25 protein-coding genes and 1 pseudogene are annotated in these 25,614 nt (G+C 59.3%); 9 read left to right on the top strand and 17 right to left on the bottom strand.

The window, feature by feature from the left end; all coding sequences use genetic code 11:
* Positions 1 to 120: 120 nt before the first annotated feature.
* Positions 121 to 1,320 carry a tyrosine--tRNA ligase gene (tyrS, locus tag PMI32_RS20215; RefSeq protein ID WP_008027125.1) on the bottom strand — a complete coding sequence of 400 codons (1,200 nt, stop codon included), beginning with the start codon at positions 1,318 to 1,320 and terminating at the stop codon, positions 121 to 123.
* A gap of 211 nt (positions 1,321 to 1,531) precedes the next feature.
* On the opposite strand from tyrS, the gene PMI32_RS20220 reads away from it, so the two are divergent.
* Together PMI32_RS20220 and PMI32_RS20225 are read left to right on the top strand one after the other, a co-directional pair.
* Positions 1,532 to 2,950 (top strand): peptidoglycan DD-metalloendopeptidase family protein, encoded by a 1,419-nt coding sequence (locus PMI32_RS20220; protein WP_008027123.1) that lies wholly within the window; start codon positions 1,532 to 1,534, stop codon positions 2,948 to 2,950.
* Positions 2,951 to 2,953: 3 nt separating this feature from the next.
* A complete protein-coding gene (locus PMI32_RS20225; RefSeq protein WP_008027120.1) occupies positions 2,954 to 4,045 on the top strand; it encodes an anhydro-N-acetylmuramic acid kinase in 1,092 nt (363 codons plus the stop codon).
* A 66-nt stretch (positions 4,046 to 4,111) separates the two neighbouring features.
* On the opposite strand, the gene erpA is transcribed toward PMI32_RS20225, so the two are convergent.
* On the bottom strand, positions 4,112 to 4,462 hold the full coding sequence (erpA, locus tag PMI32_RS20230) for an iron-sulfur cluster insertion protein ErpA (protein WP_007947969.1): 351 nt from the start codon (positions 4,460 to 4,462) through the stop codon (positions 4,112 to 4,114).
* A gap of 168 nt (positions 4,463 to 4,630) precedes the next feature.
* A complete protein-coding gene (argC, locus tag PMI32_RS20235; protein WP_008027118.1) occupies positions 4,631 to 5,665 on the bottom strand; it encodes an N-acetyl-gamma-glutamyl-phosphate reductase in 1,035 nt (344 codons plus the stop codon).
* Positions 5,666 to 5,800: 135 nt separating this feature from the next.
* On the opposite strand from argC, the gene hemJ reads away from it, so the two are divergent.
* The 6 genes and pseudogenes from hemJ (at position 5,801) to coq7 (ending at position 10,388) form a co-directional block, all read left to right on the top strand.
* Positions 5,801 to 6,229, top strand: a complete 429-nt coding sequence (gene hemJ, locus PMI32_RS20240; RefSeq protein WP_008027117.1) for a protoporphyrinogen oxidase HemJ — start codon at positions 5,801 to 5,803, stop codon at positions 6,227 to 6,229.
* 33 nt (positions 6,230 to 6,262) lie between these two features.
* Complete coding sequence (locus PMI32_RS20245; protein WP_008027115.1) at positions 6,263 to 7,231, top strand: NAD(P)H-dependent flavin oxidoreductase; 969 nt, start codon at positions 6,263 to 6,265, stop codon at positions 7,229 to 7,231.
* Between the two features lie 92 nt (positions 7,232 to 7,323).
* Positions 7,324 to 8,300 (top strand): annotated as a pseudogene (locus PMI32_RS20250) (DUF805 domain-containing protein).
* A gap of 62 nt (positions 8,301 to 8,362) precedes the next feature.
* Positions 8,363 to 9,151 (top strand): SDR family NAD(P)-dependent oxidoreductase, encoded by a 789-nt coding sequence (locus PMI32_RS20255; protein ID WP_032828658.1) that lies wholly within the window; start codon positions 8,363 to 8,365, stop codon positions 9,149 to 9,151.
* Positions 9,152 to 9,232: 81 nt separating this feature from the next.
* Positions 9,233 to 9,571 (top strand): histidine triad nucleotide-binding protein, encoded by a 339-nt coding sequence (locus PMI32_RS20260; protein ID WP_008027110.1) that lies wholly within the window; start codon positions 9,233 to 9,235, stop codon positions 9,569 to 9,571.
* 169 nt (positions 9,572 to 9,740) lie between these two features.
* Positions 9,741 to 10,388 carry a 2-polyprenyl-3-methyl-6-methoxy-1,4-benzoquinone monooxygenase gene (gene coq7 / locus PMI32_RS20265; RefSeq protein ID WP_008027108.1) on the top strand — a complete coding sequence of 216 codons (648 nt, stop codon included), beginning with the start codon at positions 9,741 to 9,743 and terminating at the stop codon, positions 10,386 to 10,388.
* Positions 10,389 to 10,564: 176 nt separating this feature from the next.
* On the opposite strand, the gene speD is transcribed toward coq7, so the two are convergent.
* Both speD and PMI32_RS20275 read right to left on the bottom strand, forming a co-directional pair.
* On the bottom strand, positions 10,565 to 11,359 hold the full coding sequence (speD, locus tag PMI32_RS20270) for an adenosylmethionine decarboxylase (protein WP_008027106.1): 795 nt from the start codon (positions 11,357 to 11,359) through the stop codon (positions 10,565 to 10,567).
* Positions 11,360 to 11,598: 239 nt separating this feature from the next.
* Positions 11,599 to 12,021, bottom strand: a complete 423-nt coding sequence (locus PMI32_RS20275) for an OsmC family protein (protein WP_007941657.1) — start codon at positions 12,019 to 12,021, stop codon at positions 11,599 to 11,601.
* Positions 12,022 to 12,251: 230 nt separating this feature from the next.
* On the opposite strand from PMI32_RS20275, the gene crp reads away from it, so the two are divergent.
* A complete protein-coding gene (gene crp, locus PMI32_RS20280; protein ID WP_008027103.1) occupies positions 12,252 to 12,896 on the top strand; it encodes a cAMP-activated global transcriptional regulator CRP in 645 nt (214 codons plus the stop codon).
* Here crp and PMI32_RS20285 read toward each other — a convergent pair.
* From PMI32_RS20285 to PMI32_RS20340, 12 genes are all read right to left on the bottom strand, one after another.
* The gene (locus PMI32_RS20285; RefSeq protein WP_008027101.1) at positions 12,893 to 13,594 is read right to left on the bottom strand and encodes a lipoate--protein ligase family protein; all 702 of its coding nucleotides are present in this window, start codon (positions 13,592 to 13,594) and stop codon (positions 12,893 to 12,895) included. The two genes, crp and PMI32_RS20285, sit on opposite strands and share 4 nt — an antisense overlap.
* A 141-nt stretch (positions 13,595 to 13,735) precedes the next feature.
* On the bottom strand, positions 13,736 to 14,572 hold the full coding sequence (gene trpC / locus PMI32_RS20290; RefSeq protein WP_008027099.1) for an indole-3-glycerol phosphate synthase TrpC: 837 nt from the start codon (positions 14,570 to 14,572) through the stop codon (positions 13,736 to 13,738).
* Entirely contained in the window at positions 14,569 to 15,618 is a 1,050-nt protein-coding gene (trpD, locus tag PMI32_RS20295; RefSeq protein ID WP_008027097.1) for an anthranilate phosphoribosyltransferase, read from the bottom strand. The genes trpC and trpD overlap by 4 nt, the downstream gene beginning before the upstream one ends.
* A 9-nt stretch (positions 15,619 to 15,627) precedes the next feature.
* Positions 15,628 to 16,221: an aminodeoxychorismate/anthranilate synthase component II gene (locus PMI32_RS20300; protein WP_008027095.1), complete on the bottom strand. Its 594-nt coding sequence runs from the start codon at positions 16,219 to 16,221 to the stop codon at positions 15,628 to 15,630.
* Positions 16,222 to 16,328: 107 nt separating this feature from the next.
* The gene (trpE, locus tag PMI32_RS20305) at positions 16,329 to 17,810 is read right to left on the bottom strand and encodes an anthranilate synthase component I (RefSeq protein WP_008027093.1); all 1,482 of its coding nucleotides are present in this window, start codon (positions 17,808 to 17,810) and stop codon (positions 16,329 to 16,331) included.
* Between the two features lie 71 nt (positions 17,811 to 17,881).
* Positions 17,882 to 18,700: a phosphoglycolate phosphatase gene (locus tag PMI32_RS20310; RefSeq protein WP_008027089.1), complete on the bottom strand. Its 819-nt coding sequence runs from the start codon at positions 18,698 to 18,700 to the stop codon at positions 17,882 to 17,884.
* Positions 18,697 to 19,371: a ribulose-phosphate 3-epimerase gene (rpe, locus tag PMI32_RS20315; protein ID WP_008027088.1), complete on the bottom strand. Its 675-nt coding sequence runs from the start codon at positions 19,369 to 19,371 to the stop codon at positions 18,697 to 18,699. Before rpe ends, PMI32_RS20310 begins: the two co-directional genes overlap by 4 nt.
* Positions 19,372 to 19,451: 80 nt before the next feature.
* Entirely contained in the window at positions 19,452 to 20,600 is a 1,149-nt protein-coding gene (locus PMI32_RS20320; protein ID WP_008027086.1) for an iron-containing alcohol dehydrogenase, read from the bottom strand.
* Between the two features lie 225 nt (positions 20,601 to 20,825).
* The gene (locus PMI32_RS20325) at positions 20,826 to 21,650 is read right to left on the bottom strand and encodes an ABC transporter permease (protein WP_008027084.1); all 825 of its coding nucleotides are present in this window, start codon (positions 21,648 to 21,650) and stop codon (positions 20,826 to 20,828) included.
* Positions 21,651 to 21,663: 13 nt separating this feature from the next.
* Positions 21,664 to 22,911, bottom strand: coding sequence for an ABC transporter permease (locus tag PMI32_RS20330; protein WP_008027082.1), 1,248 nt, complete (start codon positions 22,909 to 22,911; stop codon positions 21,664 to 21,666).
* A 206-nt stretch (positions 22,912 to 23,117) separates the two neighbouring features.
* The gene (locus PMI32_RS20335; protein WP_008027080.1) at positions 23,118 to 24,161 is read right to left on the bottom strand and encodes an ABC transporter substrate-binding protein; all 1,044 of its coding nucleotides are present in this window, start codon (positions 24,159 to 24,161) and stop codon (positions 23,118 to 23,120) included.
* 44 nt (positions 24,162 to 24,205) lie between these two features.
* Positions 24,206 to 25,330: an ABC transporter ATP-binding protein gene (locus tag PMI32_RS20340; protein ID WP_008027079.1), complete on the bottom strand. Its 1,125-nt coding sequence runs from the start codon at positions 25,328 to 25,330 to the stop codon at positions 24,206 to 24,208.
* Between the last annotated feature and the right edge of the window lie 284 nt (positions 25,331 to 25,614).

Here is a 25,614-nt window from a genome sequence, read left to right as displayed (position 1 = left end):
CAACTCGCTGTCGAAAACCGCGCAACTCTTTGTTTACCAAGGAGTTTTCCGTTTCGACTGCGCCGGAAGTGGGGCGAATTATAGACTTCCAGAATCTGCCGTCAACCCCTAATTCCAGCTTTATTCGGATTTGAGCGAAATACGCGCAAATGCCTTCTTGCCAGCCTGGCAAACATGGGTCGCGCCCAGCACGTATATAAAGGTGCGATCCACAACCTCACCATCTATACGTACACCGCCGGAATTCAGCAGATCACGCGCTACCGCCGAGTTCTTCACCAGGCCTGCCTTATTAAGGACAGCAGCGATCGGCATATCTTCAGTAGCGGTCAATTCGATTTCCGGCAGATCGTCCGGCAGCTCGCCATCCTTCATACGATTGCCCGCTGCACGGTGAGCATTGGCTGCAGCCTCTTCACCATGGAAGCGCGCAACGATCTCTTCGGCCAGCTTGATCTTGATGTCGCGCGGATTGGCACCCGCCTCGACATCGGCGCGGAACGCATTGATCTCATCCATGGAACGGAAGCTGAGCAATTCGAAGTAACGCCACATCAGCGCATCCGGAATCGAAACCAGCTTGCTGTACATCACTCCCGGCGCTTCCTGAATACCGACGTAGTTGCCCAAGGATTTGGACATCTTCTTCACGCCATCCAGACCTTCAAGCAACGGCATGGTCAGAATGCACTGAGGATCCTGCCCATAACCACGCTGAAGCTCACGCCCCATCAGCAGGTTGAACTTCTGATCGGTACCGCCCAACTCGACATCCGCGCGCAAGGCGACCGAGTCGTAACCCTGAACCAGCGGATAGAGGAACTCATGAATGGCGATTGGCTGATTGGTCGTGTAGCGCTTGTCGAAATCGTCGCGCTCGAGCATGCGAGCAACGGTGTACTGCGAAGTCAGGCGAATGAAGTCGGCCGGCCCCATCTGATCCATCCAGGTGGAGTTGAACGCCACCTCGGTTTTGGCCGGATCAAGAATCTTGAAAACCTGGGTCTTGTAGGTCTCGGCATTCTCGAGAACCTGCTCACGGGTTAGCGGCGGACGCGTAGCGCTCTTGCCGCTCGGATCACCGATCATCCCGGTGAAGTCACCTATAAGGAAGATCACCTGATGCCCCAGTTCCTGGAACTGACGCAGCTTATTAATAAGCACCGTGTGGCCCAGGTGCAAATCCGGCGCGGTCGGATCGAAGCCAGCCTTAATACGCAGCGGCTGGCCACGCTTGAGCTTTTCGATCAGCTCGGACTCGACCAACAGTTCTTCTGCACCACGTTTGATCAGCGCTAGCTGCTCTTCAACCGACTTCATAACAGACCCGCAAGGCTCGAATTCAAAGGGAACCAACCATACAAGATCACGCGTCAAATACAAAGTTTGGCCGGCGCAATGACGCCAATCCGCTGACAGAGTGACCACGGACTTGCTTCAGAGATGATTTGGTTATATTTTATACAGTTATTTCATCTTCATCATGTCATTCATCTTTTCCAATTCATCTTTTTCAAAGTCAAAATTACCTATGACCAAAGAATCGTCTAAAGCGCCTCCGCTTTACCCGAAGACCCACCTACTCGCAGCAAGTGGTATCGCCGCCCTTCTGAGCCTGGCGCTTCTGGTATTTCCTTCCAGTGATGTAGAAGCCAAAAAGACGACCCTGAGTCTTGAACTGGAAAGCCCTGCTGAACAACTGACACAAGATCAAGACGCTGCCGACGTCGCCCAAGCCACAAATGAGCCGGTAACTTCCCCTTTCGCGCAGATCGAAGACAGCACCGAAGAGCCCCAGCAAACTGCCCAGGCCAAACCCGCGCCGGTTGTCGAAGAAAAGAAGGGGCCCAATCACAGGGAAGTGATCGTCGCCAAAGGCGATACGCTCTCCACGCTGTTCGAGAAAGTCGGTCTTCCAGCCACTTCCGTGCATGAAGTGCTGGCCAGCGACAAGCAGGCCAAGCAATTCAGCCAACTCAAACATGGCCAGAAACTCGAATTCGAACTGAACCCCGAAGGCCAGCTGACCAACCTGCACAGCAAGGTCAGCGACCTCGAAAGCATCACCCTGACCAAGAATGACAAGGGTTATGTGTTCAACCGCATCACCGCCAAGCCTACCGTGCGCTCCGCCTACGTTCACGGCGTGATCAACAGCTCGTTGTCGCAGTCCGCCGCGCGCGCCGGCCTGTCCCACAGCCTGACCATGGACATGGCCAGCGTGTTTGGCTATGACGTCGACTTCGCCCAGGATATTCGCCAAGGTGACGAGTTCGACGTGATCTACGAACAGAAAGTCGTCAACGGCAAGGCTGTCGGCAATGGCCCGATCCTTTCCGCGCGATTCACCAACCGCGGCAAGACCTACACCGCCGTGCGTTACACCAACAAACAAGGCAACAGCAGCTATTACACTGCTGACGGCAACAGCATGCGCAAGGCGTTTATCCGCACCCCGGTAGACTTTGCCCGCATCAGCTCGAAATTCTCCATGGGCCGCAAACACCCGATCCTGAACAAGATCCGCGCTCACAAAGGCGTCGACTACGCAGCTCCGCGCGGCACGCCAATCAAGGCGGCCGGTGACGGCAAGGTGTTGTTGGCCGGCCGTCGCGGTGGTTATGGCAATACCGTGATCATCCAGCACGGCAACACTTATCGCACGCTGTACGGCCATATGCAGGGCTTTGCGAAAGGCGTGCAGACCGGCAGCTCCGTCAAGCAGGGTCAAGTGATTGGCTATATCGGCACTACCGGCCTGTCCACCGGACCGCATCTGCACTACGAGTTCCAGGTCAATGGTGTGCACGTCGATCCGCTGGGCCAAAAAGTGGCGATGGCCGATCCAATTTCCAAAGCAGAACGGGCACGCTTCCTCGCGCAGAGTCAGCCTCTGATGGCGCGTATGGACCAAGAGAAATCTACCCAACTGGCTTCGAGCAAGCGCTAAGCCATGACGCTCTATATAGGTGTGATGTCCGGAACCAGTCTCGATGGCCTGGACATCGCGCTGATTGAGTTGAACCCGGCGATCAAACTGATCGCCACGCATTACATTCCCATGCCTGACTCCCTGCGCACCGAGCTGCTTGGCTTGTGCGCCAGCGGCCCGGACGAGATTGCCCGCTCCGCCATTGCCCAGCAAAACTGGGTGACTCTGGCGGCGCAGGGCATTCGCACCCTTCTTGACCAACAAAACCTGAAACCCGAAGACATTCGCGCGATTGGCAGCCATGGCCAGACCATTCGCCACGAACCGGCTCGCGGCTTCACGGTACAGATCGGCAACCCTGCCCTGCTGACCGAGCTGACCGGCATCACCGTGGTCAGTGACTTCCGCAGTCGCGACGTTGCAGCCGGCGGGCAAGGCGCACCACTGGTGCCAGCGTTTCACGAAGCGCTGTTTGAAAAACAGGCAGGCAACCGCGCAGTATTGAACGTCGGCGGTTTCAGCAACCTCAGCCTGATCGAACCCGGCCAACCCGTAGCCGGTTTCGACTGCGGCCCCGGGAACGTACTACTGGACGCGTGGATTCATCAGCAACGCGGCGAAAACTTTGATCGTGACGGCCAATGGGCAGCCAGCGGCCAAGTCGAGCCTGTTCTGTTGAAAGCGCTACTCAGTGATCCGTTCTTCGTGACCAAAGGCCCGAAGAGCACCGGCCGTGAAGTGTTCAATCTGCCATGGCTGACACAGCATCTTTCGCATTTGCCGACCTTCGCCGCCGAGGACGTGCAAGCAACGCTGCTTGAGCTGACCGCGCTGACCATCGTCGAATCATTGCAAAGCGCCCAGGCGGATACCCGAGAGTTGCTGGTCTGCGGCGGCGGTGCGCACAACGCCACGCTGATGAAGCGCCTGGCCGCCCTGCTGCCAAACGCGAACGTCAGCAGCACCGCCACTCATGGCGTTGACCCGGACTGGGTCGAAGCCATGGCCTTCGCCTGGCTGGCTCATTGCTGCCTGGAAGGCATCGCGGCCAATCGCCCAAGCGTCACCGGCGCTCGCGGCCTGCGCGTACTCGGCGCCATCTACCCGGCCTGAACGCCAGACAGCAAAACGCCGCAGAGCCCTGAGGCCATGCGGCGTTTGTAATGCGGTGAATCGCGATCAGATCGAGAACGAAGAGCCGCAACCACACGTGGTGCTGGCATTCGGGTTCTTGATCACGAAACGCGAACCTTCCAGACCTTCCTGATAATCCACCTCGGCGCCTGCCAGGTACTGGAAGCTCATCGGATCGACGACCAGGCTCACGCCCTCGCGCTCGACGATGGTGTCGTCATCGGCCACTTCTTCATCGAAGGTGAAGCCGTACTGAAAACCTGAACAACCGCCGCCCGTAACGAATACGCGCAGCTTCAAGCGATCATTCCCCTCTTCATCGACCAGGCTCTTCACCTTGTGCGCGGCACCGTGGGTAAATTGCAAAGCCGTGGGGGTGAAGGATTCGACGCTCATGCTGACTATCTCCCGGCGTTACGCCGCCATAATGCGTGATGACGCGCATTATCCGCTTCTCCTAGAAAAGCGGTCAACTATTGTTACGGTATATCAATAAACCCGATTGCCGGTTCGAAACGCAAAAAGGCCCGTTCAACGGGCCTTTTTGCTGAGCGGGCTGAAGCCTTACGGCAGCATGCCGGCGTGCGACAAGCCCAGACGCTCATCCAGACCGAACAGGATGTTCAGGTTCTGCACCGCCTGACCCGACGCACCTTTTACCAGGTTATCGATGACCGACAACACCACCACCAGGTCACCGTCCTGAGGACGATGCACGGCGATGCGGCAGACGTTGGCGCCGCGCACGCTGCGAGTTTCCGGGTGGCTGCCTGCTGGCATCACATCAACGAACGGCTCGTTGGCATAACGCTTTTCAAACAGCGCCTGCAGATCCACCGAACGATCCACGACCGTCGCGTAGAGCGTCGAGTGAATGCCGCGAATCATCGGCGTCAGGTGCGGAACGAAGGTCAGGCCGACATCCTTTCCTGCAGCACGGCGCAGACCCTGGCGAATTTCCGGCAAGTGACGGTGACCTTTCACGGCGTAGGCCTTCATGCTTTCCGACGTCTCGGCGTACAGCGAACCTACGGCAGCACCACGACCGGCACCGCTGACGCCGGATTTGCAGTCAGCGATCAAGCGCGTGGTATCGGCCAGACCGGCTTCGAGCAATGGCAGGAAACCCAATTGCGTAGCCGTTGGATAGCAGCCCGGTACGGCGATCAGGCGAGCCTGCTTGATCTGCTCGCGATTGACTTCCGGCAAGCCGTAGACCGCTTCTTCCAGCAGCTGCGGCGCACCGTGCGGCTGGCCGTACCACTTGGCCCACTCATCGGCATCTTGCAGACGGAAGTCCGCCGACAGGTCGATGACCTTGGTTCCGGCCGCCAGCAGTTCACCGGCCAGCGCATGGGCGACACCGTGAGGCGTGGCGAAGAACACCACGTCGCAGGCGCCCAGGGTCTTGATGTCCGGAACGCTGAACGCCAGGCCGTCGTAATGGCCGCGCAGGTTCGGATACATATCAGCCACGGCCAGACCGGCCTCGGATCGGGAAGTGATCACCACCACTTCTGCCTGCGGATGCTGTGCCAACAGACGCAGCAGTTCGACACCGGTGTAACCCGTGCCGCCGACGATACCGACCTTGACCATAAACCTGCCCTCAACGAACCCACTGGAAAGCCGTCGATAATAGGGCCCGTATCGCCCTGCGACAACCGTCAAGGTGACGTGCGGACGCTCTACCCTCTACTATCTTCGCTACCGTGAACCTGGGAATAACTAAAAATGCTTTATCTGTGGCTCAAAGCGCTTCATATCATCAGCATGGTCTGCTGGTTTGCCGGCCTGTTTTACTTGCCGCGCCTGTTCGTCTATCACGCCCAAAGCGAAGACACCGTCAGCAAGGAACGCTTCAGCCTGATGGAGCGCAAGCTGTATCGCGGCATCATGGGCCCGGCGATGATCGCCACGCTGGTTTTCGGCATTGCGCTGATTGGGCTGAACCCAGGCATATTCAGCCAAGGTGCCTGGATTCACGCCAAATTGACGCTGGTGGTGATCCTGATCGGCTACCACCACATGTGCGGCGCACAGGTGAAACGATTTGCCCGTGGCGAAAACACCCGCAGCCATGTCTTTTATCGCTGGTTCAATGAAGTGCCTGTTCTGATATTGCTGGCTATCGTAATTCTGGTCGTCGTTCGGCCGTTCTAACTTCAATCGGCATCACTCACCGGGGTACTTCCAATGTCGCTGCCCGCTTTGCTCGAACAACGTTTGCGTCTGCCCGTGGTGGCTGCGCCGATGTTCCTGATTTCCAACCCGCAACTGGTACTCGCCTGCTGCCGTAATGGCGTGGTCGGCAGCTTCCCCGCGCTGAACCAGCGTGAGAGCAGCGGCTTCAAGGCCTGGCTGGAAGAGATCGAAGCAGGGTTGGCGACACTGGAAAACCCGGCGCCTTACGCCGTGAACCTGATCGTCCACAACAGTAACCCGCGCCTGCAAGCGGACCTGGAGATCTGCATCGAGCACAAGGTACCGATCGTGATCACCAGCCTTGGCGCCGTTAAAGAACTGGTCGACGCAGTCCACGGCTACGGCGGCCTGGTGTTCCATGACGTAACGACTCGTCGCCACGCAGAGAAAGCAGCGGAGGCTGGCGTAGATGGCTTGATCGCCGTTGCCGCAGGCGCCGGTGGACATGCGGGTACCTGGAGCCCGTTTTCGCTGATTGCCGAGATCCGCCAGTTCTTCGACAAGACGCTGTTGCTGGCCGGCTGCCTCAATCACGGTCACGAGATACTCGCGGCACAATTGCTCGGTGCGGACCTGGCCTACTTCGGTACGCGATTTATCGGCACCACCGAAAGCAATGCGCCTGAGGCCTACAAGGAGATGCTGCTGACATCCAGAGCGGCAGACATCATCCATACTCCAGCGGTGTCGGGTGTTCCGGCGAGCTTCATGCGCCAAAGCCTGGAAGCGGCCGGTTTCGATATGGCGGCGTTGCAAAACAAAGGCGAGGTCAACTTCGGCTCCAAACTCAAGCCATTGAGCGATGAAGCCAAGGCCTGGAAAACCGTGTGGTCCGCCGGCCAGGGCGTCGGTGAGATCGACGATTTGCCGAGTGTGGATCAATTGGTCGCCCGGCTGGACGCTGAATACCGCCAGGCGCTGGAGCTGGCAGCACAACTGCCGAAACGCTGGCCGCGTTAGCAGGAAATTTGGCCAGTCATCCTCGACTGGCCTTACACTCCGGGCTCGCAACTCTCTAACTATTCAAACACTCGCGACAAGGATGCCTCGCAATGAGCGACAACCGTTTCAAGATCGTATTCGACGGCGCTCTGCTGCCGGGGATCGACCTCACCACCGCCAAACTCAATCTGGCGGCGTTGTACAAAAGCGAAGTGGCAGCCGTCGAACGGCTGTTCAACGGACAGGCTGTTACGCTCAAGCAAGGCCTGTCGCAAACTGACGCGCAAACCTACCTTCAGGCGCTGACGAAAACCGGCATCAACGCCCGCATCGAAGCCGAGCCCTCGATTGAACTGAACCTGGCCGACGCACACCACCACGCCCCCGCCAGCAGTAAACCCGCGTTCGCAGAACCGGAGTCGCCGTACGCACCACCTCAGGCCAGGGTCGGCGAAAACCTGCCGCCGTTCGGCACGCTCAAGCCTTTTGGCGTCGAAGGACGCATCGGCCGTTTGCGCTATCTGGCCTGGACCATGGTGCTGACGCTGGTCATGCTCGGCGTCGGATCGGTCGTCGCCATTTTCGCCATCGCCCTGATCGCCAGCGATTCGACCGCAGGCCTGATTGTCGGCGGCCTGGTGGTGGTGCTCCTGTGCATCGCCATCGCGGTCGTCAGCATTCAGATCAGCGTTCAGCGCCTGCACGACATCGGCTGGTCCGGCTGGCTCTGGCTGCTCAATCTCGTGCCGTTCGTGGGCAGCTTCTTTCCGTTTGTGATCATGTGTGTGCCGGGCAACACCATCGCCAATCGCTACGGCCCACCACCACCGCCAAACACCACGGCAGTCAAAGTGCTGTCTTCGCTGTGGGTGGTATTCATTGCCATCGTCTTTGTCGGTGTATTGGCCGGCGCTTTCAGTGCGATCCAGCAAGAGTACGAAGACGCTGCCGGACTCAGTTATGACAGCAGCTCACTAACCACCGAAGAAGTGGAAGTCGAGCCCGCCGCAGAGGCTGAAGAAGTGCCGGATAGCGCAGACGAGGAAGCCCAATAAGCCCGGCCCCTGTAGACTCTGCGAAAGAATGAACAGCGCTCCCCGCCCGTGACACCTGCGTCGCAGGCGCGGAGCTGTTGCGATGGAGAACTGCATGACCCGTTACGCTCTGATCACTGGCGCTTCCAGCGGCATCGGCCTGGCGATGGCCGAAGCGCTGGCCCGCCGTGGCCGCAGCCTGATTCTGGTGGCCCGACAGCGTGATCAGCTGGAAAGTATTGCAATTGAACTGACCCAACGTTTTGGCGTGGAGGTGTTGTTCCGCGCCTGCGACCTCGGCGAGCCGCTGCGCCTGTCCGGATTTCTGCTGGAACTGGAAGAAGGCGACCGGCAGATCGACTTGCTGGTGAACTGCGCCGGCATCGGCACCTGCGGCCCGTTTCTGGCGCAGGACTGGATGACCGAACAAGACCTGATCGAAGTGAACATTCTGGCCCTCACTCGCCTGTGCCATGCCATCGGCAACAGCATGGCCTTACAAGGCGGCGGGCAGATTTTGAACGTCGCCTCGGTTGCAGCGTTCCATCCCGGCCCGTGGATGAGCACTTACTACGCCAGCAAAGCCTATGTGCTGCACTTTTCCGAAGGGTTGCGCGTCGAGCTGAAGAAATGCGCAGTCAAGGTTTCCGTACTCTGCCCCGGCCCGACCCGCACCGCGTTTTTCCGCACCGCACAACTGAACAGCGACAAACTGGTCGACAGCAAACTGCTGATGAGTCCGGAGGAAGTCGCGCTCTATACCGTGCGGGCTCTGGATAAGAATCGCGCCATTATTATTCCGGGCCGGCTGAACCGCTGGTTCGCTTTCCTGCCACGGCTCGGCTCACGCTGGCTGATCAGGACCATCACTGGCATGGTCAACAAGGCCTATTGCCCGCGCTGACCTGGCTTCAAGGCAAAAGGCTGGGCTCGGGGATCACCCATGAGTACACTCAGGCCAGCCCAAACAACGGAGAAAACAGCTGTGGATACTCTGTTCACCAAGATCATCAACCGGGAAATCCCGGCGAAGATCATTTACGAGGACGACCAGGTACTGGCCTTCCACGACATCGCCCCGCAGGCACCGGTGCATTTTCTGGTGATCCCGAAGAAACCGGTGCGCACCTTGAACGACCTCACCGAGGACGACAAGGCATTGGCCGGGCATATTCTGTTCACTGCCCAGCGTCTGGCACTGGAACTGGGCTGCGAAAAAGGTTTTCGCGTTGTCATGAACTGCAATGAAGAAGGTGGGCAGACTGTCTACCACATTCATATGCATGTGCTGGGTCAGCGTCAGATGCACTGGCCGCCGGGTTGATTGCCTCCCCGCCCTCGTAGGAGCCGGCTTGCTGGCGATGGCGTCATCGAGACCGCCATCGCCAGCAAGCCGGCTCCTACAGTTGCAGCCTGCGTCGCAATGACCCAGCGCAAACCTTCCCCGGCCGATTGGGTTAAACTGGCCGCCGAGATTCCTCCCGGAGATCAGCATGACTACCCAACGTCACTACTCGCCCATTGACCGTCTTCTGCTGCAAGCCGATGCCGCGATGCGTACCCTGCTGCCCTTCAGCGGCCAGCCGTACCGTCCGTCCCCTGCGATCGTGCAGCCGGAAACGCAAATGAGCGACGAAGACACCCGGCACGTCGCCGGTCTGATGCGCATCAACCATACCGGCGAAGTCTGCGCCCAGGCGCTGTATCAAGGGCAGGCACTGACCGCCAAGTTGCCGCAGGTGCGCGCCGCCATGGAACATGCTGCTGAAGAAGAAATCGACCATCTGGTCTGGTGCGAGCAACGCATCAAGCAGTTGGGCAGCCATACCAGCATTCTCAATCCGCTGTTCTACGGCATGTCGTTCGGGATTGGTGCGGTGGCCGGGTTGATCAGCGACAAGGTCAGCCTGGGTTTCGTTGCGGCTACCGAGCATCAGGTGTGCAAGCACTTGAACGAACACCTTGAGCAACTGCCGGCCGAGGACGAAAAGTCCCGGGCGATTCTTGAGCAGATGCGTGTTGATGAAGAGCAACATGCCGAAAGTGCGCTGGAGGCTGGGGGCTTTCGTTTTCCGGCGCCGGTGAAGTTCGGGATGAGCTTGATGGCCAAGGTGATGACCAAGAGTACTTATCGGATCTGATTTCAGGTTTTTTGTAGGAGCGAGCCTGCTCGCGATAAACCGGAGGGCAACGCGTTTATCCAGAAAACACGCGTTATCGTTAACGTCCATCGCGAGCAAGCTTGTTCCTACAAGGGCAAGAAACAAAAAAGGCGACTGCCGTGAGGGAGTCGCCTTTTTTTGTGCTCGCGAGAATCTTAGGTCGGCATGTTGCGTGCGTAGAAGATTTCGAGCATTTCGTGTTTCACACGATCCGTCACTTGGGCGCGTTGCTCAGGGGACAGGTTGTTGGTCGCGTCGCCGAACAGGTAGTTATCCAGTTCGAAGTTCTTCAACAGCATTTTGGTGTGGAACAGGTTTTCCTGGTACACGTTCACGTCGGTCATCTGGTACGCGTCGCGGGTGTCTTCGGACAGGTAGTTCTGGATCGAGTTGATCTCGTGATCGATGAAGTGCTTGTTGCCTTCGACGTCACGGGTGAAACCGCGCACACGATAATCCACGGTCACGATGTCCGAATCGAACTGGTGAATCAGGAAGTTGAGCGCTTTAAGCGGTGAAATGACGCCACAGGTCGACACGTCAATGTCCACACGGAAGGTCGCAATACCGTCGTCCGGATGGATTTCCGGGTAGGTGTGCACCGTGATGTGGCTCTTGTCGAGGTGGGCCAGGATGATTTCGGGCAACGGGCCCGGAGACTCTTCGATCTGGCTGTCGGTCGGGGTCACCGGCTCTTCAGAGATCAGAATCGTGACGCTGGCGCCTTGTGGGTCGTAGTCCTGACTGGCAATGTTCAGGATGTTGGCACCAATGATATCGACAACTTCCGTGAGGATCTGCGTCAGGCGTTTCGCGTTGTACTCTTCATTGATGTACTCGACGTAAGCCTGCTGGTCTTGCGGGGTTTCCGCGTAGCAGATGTCATAGATGTTGAAGCTCAAGGTCTTTGTCAGGTTATTGAACCCGTGGAGCTTGAGTTTGCTTTTCACCGTTAAAAACTCTCTATGTATTGCGGCCCGGGCCGCGTGATCAAGCATGCCCGTCAGATGCGAACGACGCACCTGCGTAGGACGGTTAACACCTCTTCGCGATGGCGATTTTGGTTGTCTGTTCGGGCGAGCGGCCTGTCGGTTGACGGACCACTACCCTGAAAAAAGTGGCGCATTATGCAGACGTCAGCTTGGGATCGCCAGAGTCTGCACCGCTTTTATGATAGTTGAATGTCGAATCAACCGAGTTCGATGATTTCGTAGTCGTGGGTAATCGCGACACCCGCCGCGCCGAGCATGATCGAGGCCGAGCAATACTTCTCGGCAGACAGCTCGATGGCGCGCTTGACCTGGGCTTCTTTCAGCCCACGGCCCTTGACCACGAAGTGCATGTGGATCTTGGTGAAGACCTTCGGGTCCTCGGTCGCGCGCTCGGCTTCGAGGAAGGCTTCGCAGCTTTCGACGGCCTGACGGGACTTCTTGAGAATGCTGACCACGTCGAAATTGCTGCAACCGCCGACACCCAGCAGGAGCATTTCCATCGGCCGGACACCCAGGTTACGACCACCGGCATCGGGCGGACCGTCCATGACCACGACATGACCGCTACCGGATTCGCCGAGGAACATGGCTTCGCCAGCCCATTGGATGCGTGCCTTCATCGCCAAGACTCCACTGTATAAAAAAGGGTCGCCAGCTTAGCACAGGGCCCTGGATTGACAGCGCTCGCCGTCCTAGGACAGAACCTTTTGCTTTGTAGGTAAAATCTCGAATATTGCAGGAAGTGTCTGTTAAGCTGGCGCCAATTCGCTGGCGCATTGCCAGCTTTGTAGCAACCTCAGTGCCTCATAAAAAAACCAAACACACCGTGCAGTCTTTCCGGGATACAACCATGGTTGCTATTGCCCCTACACCCAAGATCAAGAACCTCGACAAACTGTTGATGCATTGCCAGCGCCGTCGCTATGCGGCCAAGAGCAATATCATTTGCGCCGGCGACCGCTCGGAGACGCTGTTCTTCATCATCAAAGGCTCGGTCACCATCCTGATCGAGGATGATGACGGCCGTGAGATGATCATTGCCTACCTGAACTCCGGGGACTTCTTCGGCGAGTTGGGTCTGTTTGAACAGGCCGGTCTCGAACAGGAACGCAGCGCCTGGGTGCGCGCCAAGATCGAGTGCGAAGTCGCGGAAATCAGCTACGCCAAATTCCGCGAGCTGTCCCAGCAAGACCCGGACATTCTTTACGTACTTAGCGGACAAATCGCACAACGCCTGCGCAACACCACGCGCAAAGTCGGAGACCTCGCATTCTTCGACGTGACAGGCCGCGTTGCCCGTTGCCTGCTGGAATTGTGCAAACAGCCCGATGCGATGACCCACCCCGATGGCATGCAGATCAAGGTGACCCGTCAGGAAATCGGGCGGATTGTCGGGTGTTCCCGGGAGATGGTCGGTCGCGTCCTTAAAGATCTGGAAGAACGCAACCTGGTGGACGTCAAAGGCAAGACCATGGTGGTCTTCGGGACGCGCTAAGCCTTGAACATGTCTGCCAGCAACTGGCGATAGAGTGCATCGAGCCGTGCCAATGCGTCAGGTGCGGCGAACTTCTCATGGAGCGCGATGTGGCTTTCGGCACGGACCCGTTGCTCCAGGCCGCACGCCTCATTGAAGCGATTGACCGCCGCGACCATTGATTCGCGCTCGTTATCCAGCAACAACGCACCGTGCACCAATCCGACCGGGCGCGTGCCGCCCTTGCTCTGGCGCCAGCGCTGGGCGGTGCCGACCATCTTGCGACCGTCGAGATTGACGTTGAAACGGCCATCGCAAAATGCGCCGTCGATTTCGCCCAGGGACGAAACGCCGCCCAGTTCATCCAGCAACTGACAGATCGGATCGCAAAGTCGGCGATAGGCGGTTTCGATGCGGTTCTGGTCGCCCTCGCTACGCGGCGGCGCGTAGACCAGTGCGATGTTGATGGTCGAGGCCGATTGCGGCACGGGCTCGCCACCGGTTTCACGCAACAGCACAGGCCAACCGGCAGCGGCGGAGACTTCGCAAGCGTGATCGAAACCGGGCAGGCGATTCAAGCGGCGTGGCATGACCAGTGCGCGATCGCTTGGCTGCCAGAACAACAGGCCAAACTCGGCGTCGCTGGTGCAAACATGGGCCAGCAGGTCCTGTTCGGCGAGCAAACCCGCTTCGACAGTCAGTGAGGTAGGCTTGAACATGAACAACTCCTTAAGACCTAAGGTCTTTGGGGAATTTTGAGAGCCTCTTCGCGAGCAAGCCCGCTCCCACATTGGAATGCATTTCAAATGTGGGAGCGGGCTTGCTCGCGAATGGGGACACCAAGGTTTTTCTATCTGCACTCAGTCGAGTGTAGAACCGCTGACCGGAACACCACGCTCCGGGAAGAACAGGCGCTGAAGCTCGGTGCCCGGGCTTTCGGCGCGCATGAACGCTTCGCCGACCAGGAACGCATACACGTCGCTGATTTCCATCAGTTCGACATCGGCCCGATTGAGGATGCCGCTTTCAGTGATCACCAAACGGTCACGCGGAATCCGCGGCAACAGGTCGAGAGTGGTTTCGAGGCTGACTTCGAAGGTGTGCAGGTTGCGGTTGTTCACGCCGACCAGCGGCGTGTCGAGGGTTTTCAAGGCCCGCTCCAGTTCGTCGCCGTCATGGACTTCCACCAGCACGTCGAGGCCAACGCTTTTTGCCACCGCCGCCAGCTCGGCCATTTTCACGTCGTCCAGTGCGGAGACGATCAACAGCACGCAGTCGGCGCCCAATGCACGGGCTTCGACGATCTGATACGGGTCGATCATGAAATCCTTGCGGATCACCGGCAGTTTGCACGCCGCCCGGGCCTGTTGCAGATACGCATCTGCGCCCTGGAAATAATCGATATCGGTCAGCACCGACAGGCAGGTCGCGCCGCCCTTCTCGTAGCTCCTGGCGATATCGGCAGGAACGAAGTTCTCGCGAATCACGCCTTTGCTCGGCGAAGCTTTCTTGATTTCAGCAATGACCGCTGGCTGCTTTAGCTTGGCCTGCGCCAGCAATGCCTTGGCAAAACCACGGGGTGCATCGGCCGCCTTGGCCAGACTTTCCAGCTCGGCCAGGCTCACACGAGCGCTACGCTCGGCGACTTCCTGGACTTTGCGCGCCAGAATGTTTTCCAGAACCGTCGGTACACTCATCCCTCATTCTCCACTTTGAATACCGCGGTAAATGCACCCAACTCCTCAAGTTTTTCCCGAGCGAGGCCTGTGTGCAGCGCATCGTGCGCCAGGGCAACGCCTTCTTTCAAACTGGTCGCCAGGTCGGCGGCATAGAGTGCAGCACCGGCATTGAGCACGATCATCTCGGCAGCTTTCTGACCGCTCTCGGTCTTGCGCTTGCCCAGGGCATCGCGAATAAGCTCAAGCGAAGCGGCCGGGCTTTCCACCGCCAGGCCGTGCAGGCTCTGGCTCTTCATGCCCAAATCTTCCGGCTCGACCCAATACTCGGTAATCTGATCATTCTTCAATTCCGCCACGTAGGTCGGCGCAGCCAGACTGAATTCGTCCAGGCCGTCTTTCGAGTTCACCACCAGCACATGCTTGCTGCCCAGACGTTGCAAGACTTCGGCCAATGGCCGGCACAACGCCTGGCTGAACACGCCCACCACCTGATGTTTCACGCCAGCCGGATTCGTAAGCGGGCCGAGCATATTGAACAGGGTACGCAGACCAAGATCCTTGCGCGGGCCGGCGGCGTATTTCATGGCTTTGTGATGAGTCTGGGCAAACATGAAACCGATGCCGACGTTGTCGATGCAACGCGCCACCTGAACCGGCGTCAGGTTCAGATAGATGCCCGCCGCCTCCAGCAGATCGGCGCTGCCGCTTTTACCCGAGACCGCACGGTTACCGTGCTTGGCCACAGTGCAACCGGCGGCTGCCACCACAAAGGAAGAAGCCGTCGAGACGTTGAAAATGTTCGCCCCATCGCCGCCGGTGCCGACCACATCAACCACGCCGTCGAGGGTCTTCAGTTCGACCTTGTCCGCCAGCTCGCGCATGACCGACACGGCGCCGACGATCTCGTCGATGCTTTCGCTCTTCATGCGCATGGCCATCATGAACGCGCCGATCTGCGCGTCCGTGCATTGACCGGTCATGATCTCGCGCATCACATCGCGCATTTCATCGGTGCTGAGGTCGAGTTGATCGACGATACGGCTGAGGGCTGTCTTGATATTCATGGGAAGTCCTTAGCGCGTGCCGCCGGTTTGTTTGAGGAAGTTGGCGAACAGCTCGTGGCCCTGTTCGGTCAGGATAGACTCAGGGTGGAACTGCACACCTTCGATGTTCAGCGTCTTGTGGCGCAGGCCCATGATTTCGTCGACCGAACCGTCTTCAAGCTGAGTCCAGGCGGTCAGCTCCAGGCAGTCCGGCAAGGTTTCGCGCTTGACGATCAGCGAGTGATAACGCGTGACGGTCAGCGGATGGTTCAGGCCTTCGAAGACACCTTTGTCCTCGTGGAACACCGGGCTGGTCTTGCCGTGCATCACCTGGCGGGCACGAACCACATCGCCGCCGAAGGCCTGGCCGATGGATTGATGACCCAGGCACACGCCGAGAATCGGCAGTTTGCCGGCGAAATGCTTGATGACGTCAATCGAGACGCCCGCTTCGGTCGGCGTGCAAGGACCGGGCGACACAACGATGCGCTCAGGGTTGAGGGCTTCGATTTCGGCAACGGTCAGTTCATCGTTGCGCACGACTTTGACCTGGGAGCCTAGCTCACCGAGGTATTGCACAACGTTGTAGGTAAAAGAGTCGTAGTTATCGATCATCAGCAACATGGCTTGAGAACCTCTTGAATTCACGGACTATAAAGGCTGCCTTCGAATGAGCGACCCGCAGCGCTTTGTCAGCCAAAGCGACATGGCATACGGGTCACGTTCATCGGTCAGCTTTCCGGGGTTTGTTCAGCCAGGGCGACTGCGCGGAACATGGCACGACGCTTGTTCAGGGTTTCTTCCCATTCCAGCGCCGGCACCGAGTCGGCAACGATGCCGCCACCGGCCTGCACGTGCAGTTCGCCGTTCTTGATCACGGCGGTGCGGATCGCAATCGCCGTGTCCATGTTGCCGTTCCAGGCAAAGTAACCGACCGCGCCGCCATAGACGCCACGCTTGACCGGCTCCAGTTCGTCAATGATTTCCATCGCGCGAATCTTCGGTGCGCCGGACAAGGTGCCCGCCGGCAGGATCGCCCGCAATGCGTCCATCGCCGTCAGCCCGGCTTTCAGTTGCCCGGTGACGTTGGAAACAATGTGCATCACGTTGGAGTAACGCTCGATAACCATTTTCTCGGTGAGCTTCACCGAGCCGATTTCCGATACGCGACCGGTGTCGTTACGACCCAGGTCGATCAGCATCAGGTGTTCGGCGATTTCCTTGTCGTCGGAGAGCAGGTCTTTCTCCAGCGCCAGGTCTGCCTCTTCGTTGGCTCCACGTGGGCGAGTACCAGCAATTGGGCGAACGGTGATCAGATTGTCTTCGACCCGCACCAGCACTTCCGGTGAACTGCCGACGACGTGGAAGTCGCCGAAGTTGAAGAAGTACATATAAGGCGTCGGGTTGAAGCAACGCAGCGCCCGATACAGATCAATCGGCGCCGCCTTGAAGTCGATCGACATGCGCTGGGACGGCACGACCTGCATGCAGTCACCGGCCAGGATGTATTCCTTGATGGTGTCGACGGCTTTTTCGTAATCGTCCTGGGTGAAACTGGAGCGGAACACCGGATCAGCCGATTGTTGCTTGCTGAAGTCCAGGCCTCGGCGCGGGGTGATTGGCTGACGGAGTTTTTCCAGCAGCGCTTGCAGGCGCGCCTGACCTTGCTCGAAGGCATCGTCTTGCGACGGGTCGGCCAGGACAATTGCGTGCATTTTGCCGGCGAGGTTGTCGAACACCACCACCGCATCGGACACCATCAGCAGAATGTCCGGCACGCCCAGCGGATCGGGGTTCGGGCACTTGCCCAGACGCTTTTCCACATAGCGCACGCAGTCGTAACCGAAGTAACCCACCAGGCCGCCGTTGAAGCGTGGCAGGCCGGGGATGCTCGGTACGTTGTAACGGGCTTTGAATTCTTCGACGAACGCCAGCGGGTCTTCCGCTTCATGGCTTTCGATCTCGACGCCGTCATGGGTCACGCTGATGTGATGGTCATGAGCCCGCAGCACGGTGCGGCACGGCAGGCCGATGATCGAGTAACGGCCCCACTTCTCCCCGCCCTGCACGGATTCGAGCAGGTAGGAATTGGGCTCGTCGGCCAGTTTCAGGTAGATCGACAGCGGCGTGTCGAAGTCGGCCAGGGTTTCGCAAGCAAGCGGGATGCGGTTATAGCCGGCAGCGGCCAAACGCAGGAATTCTTCGCGGATCATGGGGTAGCCTCGTGGCTTGAGGTGCTAACAGTCAGGTATGCAAACGCGCCGGTAGACCGGCCAGGAACAAGTCAGGCGCGCCAACGCCAGCGGGCCAGGGCCTTGATGACTTTCATCCAGAGTTTGCGGGTGACCACCACGATGGCGTTTCCAGAAGGGGGTTGAACAGCGTCGGTCAACGTTATCTCAGCGGCCGGATCCAGGCAACCGGGAATTAGCTTGCGCAGGTCGTCGATGACCAGCGCCGGCGACTCTTCGGCAATCGGCCGACCGTGGTTATAGCCATAACTGAGGGCCACGCACTTGACCCCCGCCGCTTTTGCCGCCAGCACATCGCTGCGCGAATCGCCGACAAACAGCGATTGCGACGCCGGGATGTTGGCCATTTTCATCACGAAAAACAGCGCAGCCGGGTCGGGTTTCTTCTGCGGTAGGGTATCGCCGCCGATGATCCATTTGAAATAGCGGCCGATTTTCATCTGATCCAGCAACGGCGCGACGAAGCGCTCCGGCTTGTTGGTGATCAGCGCCATCTCCACGCCTTGCTTGTTCAGCCACTTGAGGGTGTCACGCACGCCGGGGTAAACCACCGTCAGGTCGTGACCGTCCTCGTAAAAGCCGTTGAACAATTCCAGGGCATGTTCAGCCTCGACATCATCGACACCTTCGGCGTCGATGTGATTGGCCAGGGCCCGGCGCACCAGCATGTGCACGCCGTTGCCGACCCAGTCACGCACCGATTCGATGCCGACAGGCTGGCGCCCGAGTTTGAGCAGCATGTTATCCACCGCCGCGGCGAGGTCAGGGACCGAATCGACCAGCGTGCCGTCCAGATCGAACATCACCAGCCGTGGCAGACGCCCCGGGAACAGCTGCTCAAAGCCACTCATGGACGGGCCAGCGCCAGTTCGGAACGCATCTTCTCGATGACTTCCTGGTAGTTCGGCGCGTTGAAGATCGCCGAGCCGGCCACGAAGGTATCGGCGCCAGCAGCCGCGATTTCACGAATGTTGTTCACGTTCACGCCGCCGTCGATTTCCAGGCGGATGTCACGGCCCGAGGCATCGATCAATGCGCGTGCTTCACGCAGCTTGTCGAGGGTGCCGGGGATGAACTTCTGCCCGCCGAAGCCAGGGTTGACGCTCATCAGCAGGATCATGTCGACCTTGTCCATCACGTACTTGAGCACGTCCAGCGGGGTCGCCGGGTTGAACACCAGGCCCGACTTGCAGCCGCCTTCGCGGATCAGTTGCAGGGAACGGTCGACGTGCTGCGAGGCTTCCGGGTGGAAGGTTATGTAAGTCGCGCCGGCCTCGATGAAGTCGCCAACGATGCGATCCACCGGGCTGACCATCAGGTGCGCGTCGATCGGCGCGGTTACGCCGTACTTGCGCAGCGCGGCACAGACCATCGGGCCGATGGTCAGGTTCGGCACGTAGTGGTTGTCCATGACATCGAAGTGCACGAAGTCGGCGCCGGCGGCCAGAACGTTGTCCACTTCTTCACCCAGGCGGGCGAAGTCGGCGGAGAGAATCGACGGAGCAATTACGAAGGGCTGCATGACGCACCTTTTCTGAGCAGAATCACGATGGCGCGCATTGTATACCTCATGCTTTGACGCGCGCACCGTAAGGACGATGATCAGTAGGCCGCGCGGTAGATCTTCTCGATATCAATCGCACTCAATTTGCGTGGATTGTTGCGCATCAAGCGCTCGATACCCGCTGCTTCCAGGGCCAAGGCCGGAATCGCATCCTCTGGAACACCGAAACTGCGCAGGCCCGACGGGATTTCTACCGCTGAGCACAACGCGGTCATCGCCTCGACGGCTTTGTCCGCGGCGTCATTGGCGCTCAGATGAGCGGTCTTCACGCCCATGGCTTCGGCAATATCCTGCATGCGCTCGACGCAGGCCATCTTGTTCCAGTTCATGACGTACGGCAGCAACAAGGCGTTGCTGACACCGTGGGCGATGTTGAAACGCCCGCCCAGCGGATACGCCAGCGCATGCACCGCGCCGACCCCGGCATTGCCGAACGCCATGCCGGCCATCAGGCTGGCGGTGGCCATGTCTTCACGCGCCTGCAGATTGGAGGGATTGGCGTAGGCCTTGGGTAACGCCTGGGTGATCAACTTGATCGCGCCGATGGCCAGCGCGTCGGTAATCGCTGAAGCATTGAGGGACAAATAGGATTCGATGGCGTGCACCAGCGCATCGACGCCACTGGCGGCGGTGACACTGCGCGGGCAGGTCAGGGTCATTTGCGGGCTGACCAGCGCCACGTCGGGCAACAGATAGTCGCTGATGATGCCCTTTTTCAGCTGCGCGACCTTGTCGGAGAGGATCGCGACGTTGGTCACTTCCGAGCCGGTGCCGGCGGTGGTCGGGATGGCGATCAGCGGCGGCCCCTTGCGCGGCACCTGGTCGATGCCGAACAGATCCTCCAGCGCGCCGTGATAACCGGCATACGCGGCAACACTTTTGGCGATGTCGATCGCGCTGCCGCCGCCCAGGCCGATCAGCCCGTCGTGCCCGCCTTCGCGGTAAACGCGCATGCAGTCTTCGACGATGGCGATTTCCGGGTCTGGCAGTACACGGTCGAAAATCTCGTAGCTACGGTCCCCCAACTGCGCGAGCGCCAGCTCCACCGTGCCGGATTTGACCAGCGCGGCGTCGGTGACGATCAGCGGGTTGTCGATGTCCAGGCGCGTGAGCTCGGCGGACAGTTGCTCGATGGCAGCTGCGCCGGTGATCAGTTTGTGTGCGATTTTGAAAGAGGAAAGACTCATCGTGCGCAGCCTCTTATAGATAGGGGAGCTGGGCACAATAGTAGCTGGGGATTGGGGTTTGTCTGCTATTCAGGGTGTGAATGATCAAACATCCTGAATACCACCGAAAACACCTGTAGGAGCGAGCCTGCTCGCGATGGACTTGAAAACGCCGCTGGGTGTCAGGCTTCCAGCGTTATCGTTGACAACCATCGCGAGCAGGCTCGCTCCTACAGGTGATCGGTGTCAGACCTGGGCGGTGCGCAGTTTTTCGCTGCGGCCACGCAGCCATTCCAGGGTCAGCAGCAGGATCACCGAGAAGGCGATCAGCAGCGTTGCCGCGGCGGCAATCGTCGGGCTGAGGTTTTCGCGGATACCGCTGAACATCTGCCGTGGCAAGGTCGCTTGCTCGGGACCGGCGAGGAACAACGTCACCACCACTTCATCGAACGAGGTTGCGAAGGCAAACAGCGCACCGGAGATCACACCCGGAGCAATCAGCGGCAAGGTCACGCGGCGGAACGCCGTCAGCGGCGAAGCACCGAGGCTGGCGGCGGCGCGCACCAGGTTGTGGTTAAACCCCTGCAACGTTGCCGACACTGTAATGATCACAAACGGCACGCCCAACACCGCGTGCACCACGATCAACGAGAAGAAGCTGTTGCCCAGGCCCAGCGGTGCAAAGAACAGATAACTCGCGACGCCGATAATCACCACCGGCACCACCATCGGCGAAATCACCAACGCCATCACCAGCGCCTTGCCCGGAAAGTCGCCCCGAGTCAGGCCAATCGCCGCCAGCGTACCGAACACCATCGCCAGCACGGTCGCCGCCGGGGCGACGATGATGCTGTTCTTCAGTGCACGCATCCATTCCGCCGAGGCGAAGAAGTCCTGATACCAGTGCAGCGAAAAACCTTGCAGCGGATACACCAGGAAACTGCCCGAGTTGAACGACAACGGGATGATCACCAACACCGGCAGAATCAGGAACAGCAAAATCAAGCCGCAGAGAATCCGCAAGCTGTAGAACCACACCCGTTCGATGGGCGACATGTAAGGACTCAGCATTTCGATTCTCCCCTTAGCTCAGGCGCAGGCGACTGGCGCCCACCAGCCAGCTGTAAATCAGATAAAGCACCACGGTCGCCAACAGCAGCAGCCCACCGAGTGCGGTCGCCATGCCCCAGTTGATGCTGGTGTTGGTGTAGAAGGCGACGAAGTAACTGACCATCTGATCGTTCGGGCTGCCCAGCAAGGCCGGGGTGATGTAGTAGCCGATGGCGAGGATGAACACCAACAGGCAACCGGCGCCGACACCGGCATAGGTCTGCGGGAAGTACACCCGCCAGAAACTGGCGAACGGGTGGCAGCCGAGGGAAATCGCGGCGCGCATGTAGGTCGGCGAGATGCCTTTCATCACGCTGTAGATCGGCAGGATCATGAACGGCAGCAGGATGTGCACCATCGAGATGTAAACCCCGGTGCGATTGAACACCAGCTCCAGCGGCTTATCGATAATGCCCATGGCCATCAGGCCGCTGTTGATCAGCCCGCCCGATTGCAGCAATACGATCCACGCGGCGACGCGCACCAGAATCGAGGTCCAGAACGGCAGCAGCACCAGGATCATCAGCAGGTTGCTTTGACGCGACGGCAGATTCGCCAGCAGGTAAGCCAACGGATAGGCGAGTACCAGGCAAATGGCGGTGATGATCAGGCCCATCCAGAAGGTGCGGGCGAAGATGTCGAGGTAAATCGCCTGATCGGGCGTGGCCGGGGCGATTTCGCCAAGGTCATCGATGCGGTGATCGACCGCTGCCAGCAAGTAGTACGGCGTGATGTTGCTGGTGTTGCGGCGCACCGCTTGCCAGTAGGCCGGGTCGCCCCAACGCTCGTCGAGCCCTTCCAGCGCGTCTTTATAAGAGGCCGGTTCGGTAGCGAACGGCAAGGCGCGGGCGGTTTTGGTCAGCAGGCTGCGATAGCCGGCCAATTCCATGTTCAAGCGCTTGGACAGGTCGCCCAGGGTCTGATTCTTGCGAGCTTCAGCGAGGTCTTCGCTGGCCGCTTTGTAAACCGGTTCAGCGGGCAGGCCACGGCCGTCCCAGCTGGCGATGGCCGCCACGGTGCGCGGCATGCCGCCGACCACTTCCGGGTTACCAACGCTTTTGTAGAGCAGCGCCACGATGGGCACCAGGAACACCAGCAACAGAAACAGCACCAATGGCGCGATCAAGGCCTGGGCCTTCCAGCGGTTGATCCGCTCGGCGTGCTTGAGCCGCTGCTTCAAGGTGGGGTCAGTGCCCGCGTTCAGGGGAATGGCGGTGGCCATGGCGTACTCCGGAAATCTTTGATCGTTACAGAGGCGGCATCCATTGACCGCGAGGCCGCCTCTGTTCTTGATAACTACACATCCCCCCCGTAGGAGCGAAGCTTGCTCGCGAAGGCAGCGTGTCAGTCAACATTGCTGTTGAATGTGCTGACGTCTTCGCGGGCGAGCCTCGCTCCTACGGGAGTCGATAAGCCCGCGGTGCGGTCTTACTTCGCAGCCCAGGAATTGAAGCGCTGTTCCAGTTGCTCGCCGTTGTCAGCCCAGAAGCTGACGTCGATCTGCACTTGGTTGGCGATGTTTTCCGGGGTGGTCGGCATGTCTTTCAGGACATCCTTGGCCAGCAACGGTACGGCTTGGGTGTTGGCCGGGCCGTAGGCGATGTTTTCCGAGTAGGTCTTCTGCTGCTGCGGCGCCACCGAGTACGCGATGAATTTCTTCGCCGCTTCAGCACGTGCCTTGTCCAGGCCTTTTGGAATGGCCCATGCGTCGAAGTCGTAGATACCGCCGTTCCACACGACTTTCAGGTTGCTTTCTTTCTGCACGGCAGCGATCCGGCCGTTGTAGGCCGAGCTCATGACCACGTCACCGGAAGCGAGGTATTGCGGCGGTTGTGCACCGGCTTCCCACCACTGGATGTTTGGTTTCAGCTCATCGAGCTTCTTGAACGCGCGGTCCTGACCGTCTTTGCCGGCCAGTACTTTGTAGACGTCTTTCGGCGCAACGCCGTCGGCCATCAGTGCGAATTCCAGGGTGTACTTGGCGCCTTTACGCAGGCCGCGCTTGCCCGGGAATTTCTTGGTGTCCCAGAAATCCACCCAGCTGGTGGGTGCGGAGGCCAACTTGTCGGCGTTGTAGGCCAACACGGTCGACCACACGAAGAAACCTACGCCGCAAGGCTGGATAGCGCCTTTGACGTAGTCTTCGGTCTTGCCGAACAGCGCCGGGTCGAGTTGCTCGAACATGTCTTCGTCGCAACCGCGGGACAGTTCTGGCGACTCAACTTCCACCAGGTCCCAGGACACGCTCTTGGTGTCGACCATGGCTTTGACCTTGGCCATCTCGCCGTTGTACTCGCCCGCTACGATCTTGCCGTTACCCGCCGCTTCCCACGGTGCGTAGAAGGCTTTGACCTGCGCGGCCTTGTTCGCCCCGCCAAAGGACACCACGGTCAGGTCCGGGCCCGCCGCCATCGCGTGTGCCGCACCGATCATGCCCATGACCAGGGCGGTGAATTTCAGGGATCTCAACATTTATTGTTCTCTCCACGTGCAGGGTTGGTTGAAGCAGGGGGCGATCAGTTCGCCTCTAGAAGTGGGTCGAGCGCGCGAACGTGTTCGACCTCCCAGCCAAGCGGTACCACGTCGCCGACAGCAAGCCCGGGATCGAGCTCGGCAATCGGTTGTTTCACGAAGAAGTCGGTCTTGCCGCAGACTTCCAGGCGAACCCGGACGTGGTCGCCCAGATAGATGAATTCCGCCACCCTCCCTGAGAAGCGGTTGACACAGGACTCGCTCGAACCATTGAGGCTCACGCGTTCCGGACGAATCGACAGCGTGACGGGTTCGCCGGTCTTGCCGACATTGACCGCCAGCGCTTCAACCTTTTCACCGCGACCGAGTTCGACGATGCAACGATCGCCGGTCTGGCTGTGCAGGCGGCCGTTGAGACGGTTGTTCTCGCCGATGAAGTTGGCGACGAAGGTGTTTTTCGGTTCTTCGTAGAGGCTGCGTGGAGGGGCGATCTGCTGGATTTCGCCCTGATGGAACACCGCCACACGGTCGGACATGGTCAGGGCTTCGCCCTGGTCGTGGGTCACGTAGACCACGGTCACGCCGAGGCGCTGGTGCAGATGCTTGATCTCCATCTGCATGTGTTCGCGCAGTTGTTTGTCGAGTGCGCCGAGGGGTTCGTCCATCAGCACCAGTTGCGGTTCGAACACCAATGCACGGGCCAGGGCCACACGCTGTTGCTGACCGCCGGACAGTTGCGCCGGATAACGCTGGGCGAAGGTCTCGAGCTGAACCATGCTCAGGACACGTTTGACCCGGTCGCTGACATCGCTCTTGTTCAAGCCGCGCACGGTCAGCGGGAACGCGAGGTTCTCGGCGACGGTCATGTGCGGGAACAGTGCGTAGTTCTGGAACACCATGCCGATGTCGCGCTTGTGCGGCGGCACGTTGTTGATGGCGCGCCCGGCCAGGAGGATTTCACCGGCGGTCGGGGTTTCGAAACCGGCGAGCATCATCAGGCTGGTGGTCTTGCCGGAACCGGATGGCCCGAGCAACGTGAGGAACTCGCCTTTGCGAATGTCCAGGTTGAGGTCTTTGACGATCAGGTTCTCGCCGTCGTAGCTCTTTTGCACTCCACGAAAGCTGACCAGAATGTCATTGGCCCCTGCGCTTGAATCGACCTGGCTCATACCCACACCTTTGTTATTGATGACTGCTGTGGACTAAGCCTAGTGGACGCTGGGGAGCACGCAAATCGGGGCGCAGGAGAGAATCGCCTCAGCCGGATGGAAGGTTGGGGGTAGGGATTGCCCTACAAGGATGGCGGGAATGGATAGGTTGGCGGCGATTGTCCAGCTGCAACCCACAGGAACGGGCAATAGCGATTTGGCGGGATGTCGCAAATGGATATGCGCATGCGATCTCCTGTAGGAGCCCGGCTTGCCGGCGATGGCGATTTCGAGGGCGCCATCGC

The organism is Pseudomonas sp. GM60, from assembly GCF_000282415.1.
GTDB classification, from domain to species: domain Bacteria; phylum Pseudomonadota; class Gammaproteobacteria; order Pseudomonadales; family Pseudomonadaceae; genus Aquipseudomonas; species Aquipseudomonas migulae.
This window is presented reverse-complemented; position numbering and strand designations above follow the sequence as displayed.